Origin of the sequence: Serratia sp. BW106 (assembly GCF_002607755.1) — a bacterium.
GTDB lineage: Bacteria > Pseudomonadota > Gammaproteobacteria > Enterobacterales > Enterobacteriaceae > Serratia > Serratia proteamaculans.
The window spans coordinates 78,223-92,496 of sequence record NZ_MCGS01000005.1 but is presented as its reverse complement, the minus strand read 5'-3'; the positions used below and the strand labels follow the sequence as shown (position 1 = coordinate 92,496).

The following is a 14,274-nucleotide window of genomic DNA, read 5'->3' as shown; positions in this document are numbered from 1 at the left end:
ATCTTCGTATGATCATAATAAATGAATCCATTAATTTTACGTTGCTTAATAGCGGCTATAAAAAAGCACGCCCGAAGGCGTGCTGATTATTAAAGGGAATATTCTTAGGCACGTTTACTGTGGGTAAGGTACCCAATCACCGCCGTTCAAACGGATGTAGGGCTTGCCCTGATACTGCATCACGATGGCGTTGTCATTTTCTGAAATGACCGCCGTCTGCGGCAGGTTCTGCGTCAATGCCTGCCAGTCTACGTTCGGTGCGGTAAACGCCTTGCCGTCGACCAGGCGCGAGACCAGATCGGACAGCGCCAGGTAGCTGCTCGGCGTCTTAATCTGCAGCGGGCTACCCTGATGTGGCGCTTTCATGCCCACCAGTTTGATGCCCACCGGGGTATGGGTAATGTTCGGGCTTGGGATATCCCGCAGGCCGGACATCTGCATTTTGTCACCCACCAGGGCTGCGCCGTGCTCCGGCACAATCACCACCATCACCTTGCGCCCGGACTTCTCCAGTTGATCAAGGAAGGTATTCAACTGGTCGAACAGCTTCTGCGCCCGTGGCTGATAGTCCGCACTCTTGTTCGAACCGACGAAACGGTTACCGTCATGCAACGGAATGATGTTGAAGAAGGTGGCGCTGCGGGTATCACCGCCCTTCTGCTGCTGGCTCAACCAGCGGGTGAGCAGTTCCAGATCGTTGTAGATCGGCTCGCCGTCAAACGACGCCAGCTCATTGCCGATACCGGCCTGAGACATCAGTGGTGCCTGCATATCACCCTGTTCGCGCAGCTCTTTCAGGAAGTTGCCGAACACGCCGGAGTGATCCAGCATCAGCTGTTCTTTGAAGCCCAGCTTGGCCAGATTATCAAACAGATAGCACTGCTGGTTCACCGGTTGATACAGGTCGTGGTGCGAGGGTTGGCCGCAGCTGGCACGCAGCAAACGGATGGCCGCCGGGCCGCTGTAGGCGGTCGCCGAGTTGAAGTTGTCGAACATAATGTCCATCTTCGACCACAGCGGGTGGTTTTCCAGTTTCACCGCATCCATGTCAGCCCAGGCCAGCGAACAGATATTGATCACCAGCAGGTCGAACGGTTGAGCATCGGCAGGCAGGCTGGCCGGGAAAGCGGTGGCGCGGGATTTTTCCTTATCGTAGAACTGGTTCAGATAGGCCGTCAGGTTGGCGCTGGTGGGCGGCGCGCTGTCCGCCGGAGCGCTATCACCGCCAACCGCCGGGGCTGTCGTTGCCGGCGTGCTGCTGGTGGAGGCGGTGGTGCTGGCCGGCAGCAGTGACACCGCCGGACCGGCTATATTGACCAGATTCAGCCACACCAGCGCAGCGACGGTGAAGACCGTCACCCGCACCCACTGGGCCAAAAACAGATAGGCAATCAGCATCACAAAGGCGGCGCCGATCATCTGCCAGTTGATAAAGCGGTTGGTCAGCTCCAGCAGATACTGGGCACTGAAGCCGGTCAGTTGCGAACCCTGACTCATAATGCTGTTGATACCGGGCAGCCAGGTGTCGTGATAGAACAGCGCGATACCTATCGGGATCGCCACGTAATGGCGCCAACGGTGCACGCGCAGTGCCGGTATCGGCATCAACAGAAACGCCATGAACACCAGGTTTGGCAGCGCATGGAAGTTCAGGTAACCGAACCACAGCAGGGCAAACTTGGCCAGGAAGTAGTAGTTCCAGCCGCCCAGCCCACGCCAGTAGCGCCACAGGGAGTTGTCGGATTGCGGGGTGTTTGTTGGCTTCATGGCTGCTTCTTACGTTTAATCTGAGATGAAGAACCTTCGCGCACCCATAACCCGACGGATTTTAAATAGCGCGGTGATAACAACAGGTTTTGCCAGTATTGACGCCAGCGTGGGAAACGCCGGTGAAAGGCATAACCCAGTGGAATGAAAATAAGCGCGCACAGGATAATCAACTGCACAATATCGTTAAGATTCAGCATGCTTGCTCTCCTGCGTCGCGGTGGTGAGCGTGAAGGCCACCGGCTGACGGCGCTCCGGCGGGCTGTCGGCCTCGGCGGCGGTCTGGCGTGGCGTCGCCGGGGCGGTTGCTGCCGCCAAGGGAACCGGGGCGTTGTGCGCCAGCCGTTTGATTTCTGAAATAATGTCCACGTCCTGGTGCCACACCACCCGATTACTGAAGGCTTCGTCCACCGGCAGGCGGAAGATAAATTTCAGGGCGGTATCCAGATCGTTAATCCGGCAGGTAGAAAGGAACAGCACCAGCCGGCCTTGCACCACGGTCATCACGTCGCCGAAGCGGCGTAAAAAACACAGGGTCATCGCCTGTTCGGCACGCAGTCCTGGTGCCGGGCGCAGTGCGACCATCACGCCTTTGCCGTCTTCCGGCAGCAGCGTGTTATCCATCAGCGAAATGACCGCCTGGCTGAAATCCTCCGGCCGCATATAGCCCTTCAGTTGCAATGGACGCAGCCCGGCCAGCAGGGTATCGATATCTGCCGGAACGTGGCGTGAGAAGCGTTGCCCCTGGATGCCTTCAAGCATGGTCAGAAAGCGCGACAGCGGTGCCACGTGCGGCACAATCAGGTTGGCGCCGCAGGCCAGCAGCAGGCGTTCGTCGCTGTAACGCAGACTGGCGCTCATCTCGCGCACGACGATTTTCAGTCCGTTACCGCGCTGGCGGCGCAGGCTGTGAATTTGGTGGGCCAGTGCATCGATTTCGTCGCTCTGGTACAGCGCAAAAATCAACGTTGCCGAGAGTGTCAGCATGCCATGCTGCGCCAGCAGCGCGTTGCTTTCCAGCAGCTGCCAGTTGGCCGACAGCGGGGGGGCGCCTTCCAGAATACTCTGCTGGGCCAGATACAGGCCCTCGTCGCTGCGGATAGCGGTCGGGGAGGGTTTGTTGTCATCGTCACCCTGCCAGCCGTGCTCACCGACATACAGCGTCAGCAGTTGGTTGGCGTTGATGCCGTTTTCGGTACTCCACCAGTTGACCAGATACTGGGCGCTGTCCTGCTGCCATTGCAGGCTGGACAGGCCGTTAAGGATCCGGTGTTGGGCGCTGAGCTGCCCCTTGAGTTTGTTGACGCCGCTGCCGTGGCTGAGGATCAGCAGCGTGCAGCCTTGTCGGCGCAACCAGGCACCGGTAGCGCGGGTCCAGTCACGCAGTTCTTCACTGGTGAAGGTTTGCCACAGGCTGGCGTGGGCCAACAGGATTAACAAGCGGTTTTGCGGTTTTAAGGCGCGCATCAGGTCGTCGCTGAAATGCGTCAGTGCAGCTTTTTTTTCCGGTAGCTGATACAGCGGAATTTTTTTCAGGGCAGGGCAGGGGAGGCGAGCTCAGCCAGCAGCCGATCGGGTTTTTCTCCGCTGCAAATCAAAGCGACCTGGCTGGTTGCAGCCTGGGCAGCTAAAGTTTGTTGGCAGAGCAGGTTAGCATCGGTTTGACGGTCGATATTCACCCAATACAGACCCGGAGCCTGCATGACAGACAGTTCTTCCCAAATCTGCCGAATACCTAATGAGAAAGATTGCGCCATAGGTTATGTTTCTACTTTCGTTGAAAGTGTCGTCGCGGCCAACTGAGTCTTGCTATTCAGTCATACTATCATTGGGATCAATAATAACAAATCTTACATTCTGTGTAATAATATCTCTTAGGAATCATCTTATTGGCCATGTCTTTTTATTACGTTGCTATAGTTAATTAACATTAGCCTATTTTTAAAGGCGGCAGAATGAATAATCAATTAACGCGCTTTCATGCAGTTGTACCGCCAGAAACACAGGATGATCTACTGGCCCTCAGCCATGCCTTTTCTTTACCAAAATTAAGTTATATCGATATTTCGCGTCAGGAGCGTTTAACGCAGATGATGACGCGCTGGCCGCTGCTGGCCGAACTGGTGCAGACCACGGGGAGTCGCTAATTTATGCCGGTGATTGCGCTGCAGGGTTTGCGAGGCGGAATGGGCGCGACGTCGGTCACTGCGGCGCTGGCGTGGGCATTACAGCAGTTGGGCGAGTCGGTGCTGGCGATAGATTTCGCGCCGGATAACTTACTGCGCCTGCATTTTAATACGCCGTTTGAGCTGGCGCGCGGCTGGGCCCGGGCAGAGCAGGACGGCGGCGATTGGCGGCAGGGCGCGATGCGCTACTGCGAAAACCTCGACTTTCTGCCTTTTGGCCGACTTACTGCGCCGGAACGGTTAAATTTACAACAGCATTGTCAGCAACATCCCGCCCGCTGGCAGGATAATCTGGTGCAGTTAAGCGCCAGTACCCAGTACAACTGGATCCTGCTGGATCTGCCTGCGGATGACGAGGTGCTGGCCCAACAGGCGCTGCCGCTGGCGGATTGTGTGTTTATGCTGATCGCGCCGGATGCCAATTGCCAGGTGCGGCTGCATCAACAGGCGTTACCGGACGACTGCCGTTTCCTGATTAACCACTACTTCGCCGCCAGCCAACTCCAGCAGGATTTGCATCAGCTGTGGTTGCAAACGCTGGGCGGGTTATTGCCGGTGGTTATACACCGCGATGAGGCGATGGCCGAAGCATTGGCAGTGAAGCAACCCCTGGGCGAGTACCGACCGGAAAGCCTGGCGGCGGATGAAGTGCTGACGCTGGCCAACTGGTGTTTGATCAATCTGAAGGATACGGCACCATGAGCCGGGTGATGAGCCTGCTGCTGGTACCACCGGTCCAACAGGCGGTGCAGACGCGTTATCGCGCCTACCGTCGCCATGGCTCATCGGCATTTACCGCCTTTTTCACCACGCTGCTGGTGGCGTTGGGCTGGATTTTCCTGCGCTTTGAATCTCCGGGTTGGCAACGGCTGCGAGCCGGTCGCGCCTATTGGTTCCCGCATCTGTCGTTTAGTCGCCCACGCCCGGCGGATGTGCTGCGCTATCTGGTGCAGGGGGTGTGGCTGTTGGTGTTCCGTACCGACCGCGAACCTCTGGGCCGCAATTATTTCGCCGGCTGGCAGCGCCTGCAATTGCGCTATGCCAACTGGCTGAAAACGGTGCCGCAGCGGCTGGAAAGCGCCGGGCTGGAGCAGCGTTCGGTGGCGCGACTGAGCCGGATGAACCGGCGGCTGCGTCGCGTGCTGTTTATTATTGTCGGTGTTCTGGCGGCGATCCTGGCGATCCTGTGTATTTCGCAGCCGTTCGACCTGTCGGCGCAGTTTGTGTTTGTGCTGTTGCTGTGGGGCATCGCGATGGTGGTGCGTCGGGTGCCGGGCCGTCTGCCGGCGCTGATGTTGATTGTGCTGTCGCTGACCGTCTCCTGCCGCTATTTGTGGTGGCGTTATACCGCCACGCTGAACTGGGACGACCCGCTCAGCCTGACCTGCGGCCTGCTGCTGCTGGTGGCGGAAACCTATGCCTGGGTGGTGCTGGTACTGGGCTATTTCCAGACCGTCTGGCCGCTTAACCGTCAACCGGTACCGATGCCCGCCGACAGCGCGACCTGGCCGACCATTGATCTGCTGGTGCCCACCTACAACGAAGACCTCGGGGTGGTGAAACCCACCATCTACGCCGCGTTGGGTATCGACTGGCCGAAAGAGAAGGTGACCATTTACATCCTCGACGACGGCAACCGACCGGAATTCAAGGCTTTCGCCGAAGAGGTGGGGGTGAAATATATCGCCAGGCCCACCCATGAGCACGCCAAGGCCGGTAACATCAATAACGCGTTGAAACAGGCGACCGGCGAGTTTGTGGCGATTTTCGACTGCGACCACGTGCCGACGCGTTCCTTCCTGCAACTGACCATGGGCTGGTTCTTTAAAGACAAAAAGCTGGCGATGCTGCAGACCCCGCATCACTTCTTCTCGCCGGATCCGTTTGAACGCAACCTCGGGCGTTTTCGTCAGACACCGAACGAAGGCACGCTGTTCTATGGGTTGGTGCAGGACGGCAATGACATGTGGGATGCGACCTTCTTCTGCGGCTCCTGCGCCATTCTGCGCCGCAGCGCGCTGGATGAAATTGGCGGTATTGCGGTGGAAACCGTCACCGAAGATGCCCATACCTCACTGCGTTTACACCGTCGCGGCCACACCTCGGCCTATATTCGTATCCCACAGGCCGCGGGGCTGGCGACCGAAAGCCTGTCGGCGCACATTGGCCAGCGTATTCGCTGGGCTCGCGGCATGGTGCAGATCTTCCGGCTGGATAACCCGCTGTTTGGCAAGGGGTTGAAGCTGGCGCAGCGGTTGTGTTACGCCAACGCCATGCTGCACTTCCTGTCCGGTATTCCGCGGCTGATCTTCCTCACCGCGCCATTGGCCTTCCTGCTGCTGCACGCCTATATCATCTTTGCTCCGGCGCTGGCGATCGCGCTGTATGTGCTGCCGCATATGATCCACGCCAGCCTGACCAACTCACGCATCCAGGGTAAATACCGCCACTCTTTCTGGAGCGAGATCTACGAGACGGTGCTGGCCTGGTACATCGCCCGGCCGACCACGGTGGCGCTGTTCAATCCGCACAAAGGCAAATTCAACGTGACCGCCAAAGGCGGGCTGGTGGAGGAGGAGCATGTCGACTGGGTGATTACCCGGCCCTATATGTTCCTGGTGATCTTGAATCTGGCCGGGTTGGTCTTCGGCGTCTGGCGGCTGGGCTACGGCCCGGCGGATGAAGTCATGACGGTCGTCATCAGCCTGGTATGGGTGTTGTACAACATGACCATCCTCGGTGGCGCAGTGGCGGTGGCGGTAGAGGCCAAGCAGGTTCGCCAGGCGCACCGGGTGGAGATTGCCATGCCGGCGGCGATCGCTCGCGCCGACGGGCATCTGTTCCCCTGCACGTTGCGTGATTATTCCGACGGTGGGGTGGGGATTGAGATGCGCGTAGCGGATGCGCTGAAAGACGGTGACAAGGTGTCGCTGTTGCTCAAGCGCGGTCAGCAGGAATACAGCTTCCCGTGTGTGGTGACGCGTGCCTTCGGCAGCAAGGTGGGGATCCGCATGGTCGGCCTCAGCACCCGTGAACATATTGATTTTATTCAGTGCACCTTTGCCCGCGCCGATACCTGGGCGTTGTGGCAGGACGGGTTCCCTGAAGATAAACCGATCGAAAGCCTGCGTGACGTTCTGGCACTGGGCTTCCGGGGTTATATACGTATGGCGGATTACGCACCGCCGATGGTGCGCCGCCTGCTGGTCGGAACCACGACGCTGATTGGGTGGGTAGTGTCATTTATCCCGCACGGCGTCGGCAGGGCTCCGGCCTTCAGCCAAAAAGAGACAGTGGTATAGGCAAACCGCCCGCTTACTCGCCTGGCCCCCAGGCTCTAACATTGATGATGATACGATGACGAGAAAAATAACCTGGTTTACCGCCCTGGCCTTAGGCATCAGCACCCTGTCTCAGGCTGAAACAGCCACCGCGCCGACCGTTGCCGCACAACCGCCGGTGACGGTGCCTGCCGATGGGCCGGTCACCACGCCGATGGGATCGGTCGCACCGCAGGATCCCAATGCCCCGGTGCGTGACGTGCAATTGCCGTTTGCCAAGATTGCGCCGCCGCCGGGGACTTTCACCCTGCGCGGTACCCGGCCGGATGGTCAGGTCGAGTTTGGCGTGCGCAGCGATGAAGTGGTGTCGCAGGCGATGCTCGATCTTGAGTTCACTCCGTCACCCTCTTTGATCCCGGTGGAATCACAGGTCAAGGTGTACCTCAATGACGAACTGATGGGCGTGACTGCCCTGGCCAAAGAGCAGCTCGGCAAGCCCAATCGCCTCCAGATGGCGATCGATCCCCGCTATATCACCGATTTTAACCGTGTGCGGCTGGTATTCGTCGGTCATTACCAGAACATTTGTGAAAACCCGGCCAGTACCACGCTGTGGCTTGAAGTCAGTAAATCCAGCTCGTTGAATTTGCGCTACCAAACCTTGCCGGTGAAGAACGAACTGTCGCATTTCCCGGAGCCGTTCTTCGACAGCCGAGACAACCGACCACTGACCTTGCCGATGGTGTTTGCCGGCCAGCCGGATATCACCCAGCAGCGTGCCGCAGGTATTCTGGCCTCGTGGTTCGGCAGCAAAGCCCAGTGGCGTGGCCAGTCGTTCCCGGCGTTGTATAACCAGTTGCCGGAACAGCATGCCATCGTCTTCGCCACCAATAAGCAGCGCCCGGACTTCCTGCGGGATTACCCGCCGGTCAATGGCCCGACGGTGGAGATGATCAGCCATCCGGATAACCCGTACATCAAACTGCTGTTGGTACAGGGCCGCGATGACAACGATTTGATCACCGCAGTGAAAGGCATTGCGCAGGGCAACATCCTGTTCCGCGGTCAGAACGTCACGGTCGACAAAGTGGAACAACTGGCACCGCGCCAGCCCTACGACGCGCCTAACTGGGTGCGAACCGACCGGCCGATGACCTTTGCCGAGCTGCAACAATACGCTGAACAACTGCAGACCAGCGGCATCGAGCCCGGCCCGATCTCGCTGACCATGAACCTGCCGCCGGACCTGTTCCTGATCCGCAGTACCGGCATTGATATGCATCTGAAATACCGCTACACCGCGCCGCGTATTCAGGACGGTTCACGCCTGAGCGTCAGCCTGAACAACCAGTTTGTGCAGGCCTATTCGCTGGTGCCGGAGCATGAGCAGGGCACTCAACTGTTGCGTTTGCCGCTGACTCAGGGGCTGATCGACTCGGACAAGAGCGTCAATATTCCGGCGCTGCGGTTGGGGGCGACCAATCAGCTGCGTTTCGACTTTGACTACACCACGCTGCTGGCCAGCGGTGCCGAAGGGCGCTGTGAAACCTACTCCTTTACTGCCAACCATGCGGTGATCGACGGTGCATCGACCATTGATTTCTCTGGTTACCGCCACTTTATGGCGATGCCGGATCTGCGTGCCTTCGCCAACGCCGGTTTCCCTTTCAGCCGCCTGGCCGATTTGTCGCAGACCCTGGTGCTGGTGAACAAACAGCCACAGCCACCGCAGGTCAGCGCATTGCTGAACGCGATGGGCATTATCGGTGCCCAGACCGGTTACCCGGCGCTGGCGGTGACGGTGAGTGATGACTGGTCACAGGCCAAGGAACGCGACGCCGATATTCTGATGATCGGCACTATCCCGCCAGAGCTGCGGGACGACAAAAAAATCAACCTGCTGGTGGACGCGACCCAAAGCTGGGTGAAACAGCCGACACGTCAGCTGTCGCTGCCGACCATGGACGTGCTGGCGGAAGACACCAGGGCGGACAGCAAAACCACCATCAGCTCAGAAGGTGCGATGTCGGCGATAGTCGGTGTGCAGTCACCGTTTAACAGCCAACGCAGCATTGTGGCGCTACTGGCCGACAGCCCGCGCGGCTACGATCTGCTGAACAACGCGCTGCTGGACAGTGGCAAGCGTGCGGCAGTGTTTGGTTCGGTGGCGGTGATCCGGGAATCAGGGGTGAACAGCCTGCGAGTGGGCGACGTTTATTATGTCGGTCACCTGCCGTGGTGGGAACGCATCTGGCACGCACTGTCGACCCATCCGGTATTGCTGGCGGTGATCGCGGTAGCGGTGGTGGTGATCCTGGCACTGATGCTGTGGCGTGGTCTGAAGGCCTTCAGTCGTCGTCGTTTGTCACCTGAAGATCGGGACTGATTGCCATGCCTGCGACGCTGAAAGGTCTGACATTTGGCATGCTGCTGCTGTGCGCTTTCAGCGCGGCGGCGGCCTGCGAGTGGCCGGCCTGGCAACAGTACAAACAGTTTTATATCAGCGAACAGGGACGGGTGATCGACCCGAGCAGCCCGAACCGTATCACCACCTCGGAAGGCCAGAGTTACGGCCTGTTCTTTGCGCTGGTGGCGAACGATCGACCGGCGTTCGACCACCTGCTGGAGTGGACGGAAAACAATTTGGCGGCGGGCGATCTCAGCGCCCATTTACCCGCCTGGTTGTGGGGTGAAGACGATAAAAAACAGTGGACGGTGCTGGACAGCAATTCGGCCTCCGATGCCGATCTGTGGATTGCCTATAACCTGCTGGAGGCCGGCCGCCTGTGGAAAAGCCGTCGCTATCAAACCCTCGGCACCCTGCTGTTGCAGCGTATTGCCCGTGAAGAAGTGGCGGATATCCCCGGTCTGGGGCTGATGCTGTTGCCGGGCAAGGTGGGGTTCGTGGCGGAAGATCGCTGGCGGCTCAACCCGAGCTACCTGCCGCCGCAACTGCTGGCGCGTTTTGCCGCGTTGAACGGCCCGTGGCGTGCGATGCAGCAGACCAATCAGCGGTTGTGGCTGGAAACGGCCCCTCACGGCTTCTCGCCGGACTGGGTGGTGTGGCAGGTTGGCAAAGGCTGGCAGCCGGACACCGTCAAACCGAATATTGGCAGTTATGATGCTATCCGGGTTTATTTGTGGGCCGGCATGCTGGCGGAGGACGATCAACACAAGGCGGCGCTGCTCAAGCAGTTGCAGCCGATGGCGCAGCTCACCGTTCAACAAGGTGTACCGCCGGAGAAAACCGATACTGCCAAAGGTAAAACCACGGGTGACGGCCCGGTGGGCTTCTCCGCCGCGATGCTGCCGATGCTGGCGAATCAACCCGAGGCGTTGCAGGTGCAGCGCCAACGCATTAAGCAAAACCCGCCGGGCGACGATGCCTATTTCAGTGCCTCGCTGGCGCTGTTCGGCCAGGGGTGGGATCAACAACGTTATCGTTTTAATCGGCAGGGTGAACTTCAACCCGCCTGGGGCGGCCAATGCGTAACTTCCGAATAAACTGGCTGGGCCTGGTGCCTTTAAGTCTGGCAATGTTGCCGCAGGCGCAGGGGGCAGAAACCGTCGCGCCGGAGCAATGGCTGTTGGAGCAGGTGCGCGTCGGTGAAGCCAGTAATAAGGATGAACTGGTTCGCCAGTCGCTCTACCGGCTTGAACTGATGGATCCGAACAACCCGGATGTGATTTCGGCGCGCATGCGGCTGGCCTTGCGGCAGGGGAATCAGGCGTTGGCACAGCAGCAGTTGGATAAGCTGAAAAAGATTGCGCCGCAGTCCAGCGCCTATCGCCAGGCGGAAATGAACATGTTGCTGACCCAGCCGGAAACCCGGCAAAAGCTGCAGCAGGCGCGGCTGATGGCGACCGCCGGTCGTTTGCCGGAGGCGAAGGCGCAGTATGACTCCCTGTTCCATGGGGATCCGCCGACGCTTGAACTGGCGGTGGAATACTGGCGACTGGTGGCACGGCTGCCGGGGCAGGAAGCGGCGGCGCTAAAGCAGCTACAGACGCTGGATCAACAATATTCCGGCAACGTACCGCTGCGTATGTCGCTGGCGCGGATGCTGTTTAGTCAGGATCGTGACGCTCAGGCCTATGATTTGCTGCAGAAAGTGGCGACCGATCCAGCCGGGCGCGGAGATGCGGCCGATCTGTGGCTGGAGAAAGTGAAAGCCATGCCGGTCAGCCCGCAAAGCGTGGCGGCCCTGAACCGTTTCCTCGGGGTATTTGATACCGGCGATCAGGCGGTCAGTGCCCGGCAAGAACTGGCCCGGCAGCAGGCGCTGTTGTCGGACCCGGTCTATCTGGCGCGGGTGCGAGGGTTGGCTCAGGTCGACAAGGGCGGCAGCCGTGCTGCGATCCCTGAACTGAAGAAAGCGCTGGCGGCGTCCCCCAATGATGCCGAAGTGCTGGGCGCGCTCGGGCAGGCCTATTCCCGCGCAGGTAATCGCCCGCAGGCGCTGAGCCTGTTCCGCCAGGCATTGCAGGCCGATAAAAGCGGCTACGGCAGCAGTAAGTGGCAGAGCCTGATCAAGAGCAACAGTTACTGGCTGGCGGTCGACGAAGGTGACAAGGCGTTGAAAGCCGGCAATCTGCCGTTGGCGCAGCAAAAATACCAACAGGCGCGGCAGTTCGACAGCACGGACAGCAGTGCCGTGATCGGCCTGGGTGACGTTGCGGTGGCGCATAAAGATGACGCCGCCGCCGAGCGTTTTTATCAGCAGGCGTTACGGCTGGATCCGGGCAGCGGCAGTGCGGTGCGTGGCCTGGTGAATATCTATCAGCGTCAGTCGCCGGAGAAGGCGCTGGCCTATCTCAACAGCCTGCCGCGCAGCCAGCAAAATAAACTGCGCAACACGCTCGAAGGCTTGCAACTCGATATGCTGAAACAGCAGGCCGACCAGCTGGTTCAGCAGCAACAGTGGCACCAGGCGGCGGAGAAATACCGCCGTGCCCAGCAGATGGACCCCGATGACGTCTGGCTGACTTACCATTATGCGCAAACGCTGCGTCAGGCCGGGCAGCCACAACAGGCGGATGCCCTGTTCAAGCGATTGGCGCAAAAACAGCGCGGCAACCCGCAACTGAGCTATGCCTATGCGCTGTACCTCTCCGGCAGCGATCGCGACCGGCAGGCACTGGCGGAGTTGAATTCTTTGCCCGCCGCGCAGTGGAACGACAATATGCGCGAACTGGCACAGCGACTGAAAATGCAGGCGACGCTGGAGCATGCCGAGCAGCTACGTGCCGCAGGTGACGAGCCGGGCGCGGTGGCTTATCTGCGCCGACAGCCGGCGGATACCCGCATCGATCTTCAGTTGGCCGACTGGGCGCTGGCGCGGGGTGACTATGACGCCGCACTGGCGGACTATCAGCGGGTACGGACGCGTGAGCCGAATAACCCGGATGCGCGGCTGGGGGAAATTGAGGCCTATGTGGCTCAGGGCAGGCTGAGCGAGGCTCGCCAGGGTTTGCAAACCAAAGCGTCGGAACCGACGCCTTCAGGCAACAGTGAGCGGCGGGAAGCAAACGCCTGGTATGCCGTCGGCGAACCGCAGAAAGCCACCGATATCTTTACCCGGCTGAAAACGGCGGCCCAGCCTGAGCCGGCAAGCCAGTCGAAGGCGCTGATTTACCGCGATGCGGCAAGGCTGGAACGTGACCAATTACAACCGGCGCTGGCGCAACAGGATTATAAACAGGCGATGGTGGCCAGCGGGATTGCGCCGAGCGTGCCGCAGGATAACGACAGCTACACCTATTTGACGCGCAATAACCCAGGCGACGACTGGCTCAAGCGCGGTATCCGCTCGGACGCGGCGGATTTGTACCGTCAGCAGGACGTTAACGTCACGCTCGATCACGATTACTGGGGCTCGAGCGGCACCGGCGGCATCTCCGATTACAAAGCGCATGACACCATGCTGCAGGTGGATATGCCGTTGTACGACGGGCGGGCGTTTTTCCGTTCCGATACCGTGCAGTTGGATGCCGGCAGTTTCTCCACCGACAGCAGCGGCAAATATTACGAGACCTTCGGCACCTGTAATACTCAGGGCTGTAGTGGCGACGAGCATCAGAAAACCACCGGTACCAGCGTGGCGGTGGGTTGGCAGAACGATCGCTGGTCGGGGGATATCGGTACTACCCCGATGGGCTTCGAAGTGGTCGACTGGGTCGGCGGGCTGGCCTACAGCAATGACTGGAACCACATTGGCTGGACGCTGGCGGCTTCGCGCCGACCGGTTTCCAGCTCATTACTGGCATTTGGCGGTACCAGAGACCCGAACACCGGCACCACCTGGGGCGGCGTTCGCGCCACCGGGGTTAGTCTGAGCGGCAGTTACGATCGCGGCGAGGCGCACGGCGTCTGGGCCGATCTCAGTGCGCATCAGTTGACCGGTAAGAACGTTGAGGATAACCAGCGTGAGCGTTTCATGGCCGGTTATTACTACAAGCTGATCAATGAAGATAACCGCCGCGTCACCGTCGGGCTGAACACCATGCTGTGGCATTATCAGAAGGATTTGAGCGGTTACTCTCTCGGCCAGGGGGGCTACTACAGTCCACAGCAATATATGTCGCTGGCGGTGCCGGTCAATTATCGCCAGCGTACCGAAAATTGGTCATGGGAGTTGGGTGGATCGGTGTCGTTGTCCCATTCGAAAACCAACAGTCAGCAACGCTATCCACTGCAGGGGTTGATCCCGGACTCGCTGCCGGACAAGTTTGCGGTAGAGGACGGCAGCTCTTCTTCTGGCGTGGGTTATACCCTGCGGGCCATTGTTGAGCGCCGTCTCAGCTCGCACTGGACCCTCGGTGCCGGTCTCGATATTCAGCAGGCGAAAGACTATACGCCAAGCCACGCATTGATTTATCTGCGCTATTCGATGGCCGGCTGGCAAGGCGATTTGGATTTACCGCCGCAGCCGCTGACGCCGTACGCCGATTTCAAGTAACCCAACTCAGGTAGATTCAGAGTGTCGGACACAGGGTAGTTTTGCTACCCTGTGTGAGTTTGGTGTGCATCCTGAGATACC

At 59.4% G+C, this 14,274-nt stretch carries 8 protein-coding genes and 1 pseudogene; 6 read left to right on the top strand and 3 right to left on the bottom strand.

The window, feature by feature from the left end; translation table 11 throughout:
* Positions 1-114: 114 nt before the first annotated feature.
* The 3 genes and pseudogenes from bcsG to bcsE all read right to left on the bottom strand — a co-directional run bounded on the left by bcsG (position 115) and on the right by bcsE (position 3,524).
* Entirely contained in the window at positions 115-1,767 is a 1,653-nt protein-coding gene (bcsG, locus tag BEI65_RS03870; protein ID WP_099062206.1) for a cellulose biosynthesis protein BcsG, read from the bottom strand.
* Positions 1,764-1,967, bottom strand: a complete 204-nt coding sequence (gene bcsF / locus BEI65_RS03865) for a cellulose biosynthesis protein BcsF (protein WP_085115751.1) — start codon at positions 1,965-1,967, stop codon at positions 1,764-1,766. The genes bcsG and bcsF overlap by 4 nt, the downstream gene beginning before the upstream one ends.
* Positions 1,954-3,524: pseudogene (gene bcsE / locus BEI65_RS03860) on the bottom strand (cellulose biosynthesis protein BcsE). Before bcsE ends, bcsF begins: the two are co-directional and overlap by 14 nt.
* Before the next feature lie 198 nt (positions 3,525-3,722).
* On the opposite strand from bcsE, the gene bcsR reads away from it, so the two are divergent.
* From bcsR to bcsC, 6 genes are read left to right on the top strand one after another with little or no spacing between them, the layout of a single operon-like run.
* On the top strand, positions 3,723-3,914 hold the full coding sequence (gene bcsR / locus BEI65_RS03855; RefSeq protein ID WP_099062205.1) for a cellulose biosynthesis protein BcsR: 192 nt from the start codon (positions 3,723-3,725) through the stop codon (positions 3,912-3,914).
* Positions 3,915-3,917: 3 nt separating this feature from the next.
* Positions 3,918-4,655 carry a cellulose biosynthesis protein BcsQ gene (gene bcsQ, locus BEI65_RS03850; protein WP_099062204.1) on the top strand — a complete coding sequence of 246 codons (738 nt, stop codon included), beginning with the start codon at positions 3,918-3,920 and terminating at the stop codon, positions 4,653-4,655.
* Complete coding sequence (gene bcsA / locus BEI65_RS03845) at positions 4,652-7,255, top strand: UDP-forming cellulose synthase catalytic subunit (protein ID WP_099062203.1); 2,604 nt, start codon at positions 4,652-4,654, stop codon at positions 7,253-7,255. The genes bcsQ and bcsA overlap by 4 nt, the downstream gene beginning before the upstream one ends.
* A 55-nt stretch (positions 7,256-7,310) precedes the next feature.
* Positions 7,311-9,620, top strand: coding sequence for a cellulose biosynthesis cyclic di-GMP-binding regulatory protein BcsB (gene bcsB / locus BEI65_RS03840; RefSeq protein ID WP_099062202.1), 2,310 nt, complete (start codon positions 7,311-7,313; stop codon positions 9,618-9,620).
* A gap of 5 nt (positions 9,621-9,625) precedes the next feature.
* On the top strand, positions 9,626-10,738 hold the full coding sequence (gene bcsZ / locus BEI65_RS03835; protein WP_099062201.1) for a cellulose synthase complex periplasmic endoglucanase BcsZ: 1,113 nt from the start codon (positions 9,626-9,628) through the stop codon (positions 10,736-10,738).
* Positions 10,720-14,193, top strand: coding sequence for a cellulose synthase complex outer membrane protein BcsC (gene bcsC, locus BEI65_RS03830; RefSeq protein ID WP_099062200.1), 3,474 nt, complete (start codon positions 10,720-10,722; stop codon positions 14,191-14,193). The genes bcsZ and bcsC overlap by 19 nt, the downstream gene beginning before the upstream one ends.
* Positions 14,194-14,274: the final 81 nt, after the last annotated feature.

What these genes read in the sequence shown, in the direction of transcription:
- bcsA (WP_099062203.1), top strand. Translation starts at nt 4,652, where the DNA reads ATGAGCCGGGTGATGAGCCTGCTGCTGGTACCACCGGTCCAACAGGCG.
- bcsZ (WP_099062201.1), top strand. Translation starts at nt 9,626, where the DNA reads ATGCCTGCGACGCTGAAAGGTCTGACATTTGGCATGCTGCTGCTGTGC.
- bcsF (WP_085115751.1), bottom strand. Translation starts at nt 1,967, where the DNA reads ATGCTGAATCTTAACGATATTGTGCAGTTGATTATCCTGTGCGCGCTT.
- bcsC (WP_099062200.1), top strand. Translation starts at nt 10,720, where the DNA reads ATGCGTAACTTCCGAATAAACTGGCTGGGCCTGGTGCCTTTAAGTCTG.
- bcsB (WP_099062202.1), top strand. Translation starts at nt 7,311, where the DNA reads ATGACGAGAAAAATAACCTGGTTTACCGCCCTGGCCTTAGGCATCAGC.
- bcsG (WP_099062206.1), bottom strand. Translation starts at nt 1,767, where the DNA reads ATGAAGCCAACAAACACCCCGCAATCCGACAACTCCCTGTGGCGCTAC.
- bcsQ (WP_099062204.1), top strand. Translation starts at nt 3,918, where the DNA reads ATGCCGGTGATTGCGCTGCAGGGTTTGCGAGGCGGAATGGGCGCGACG.
- bcsR (WP_099062205.1), top strand. Translation starts at nt 3,723, where the DNA reads ATGAATAATCAATTAACGCGCTTTCATGCAGTTGTACCGCCAGAAACA.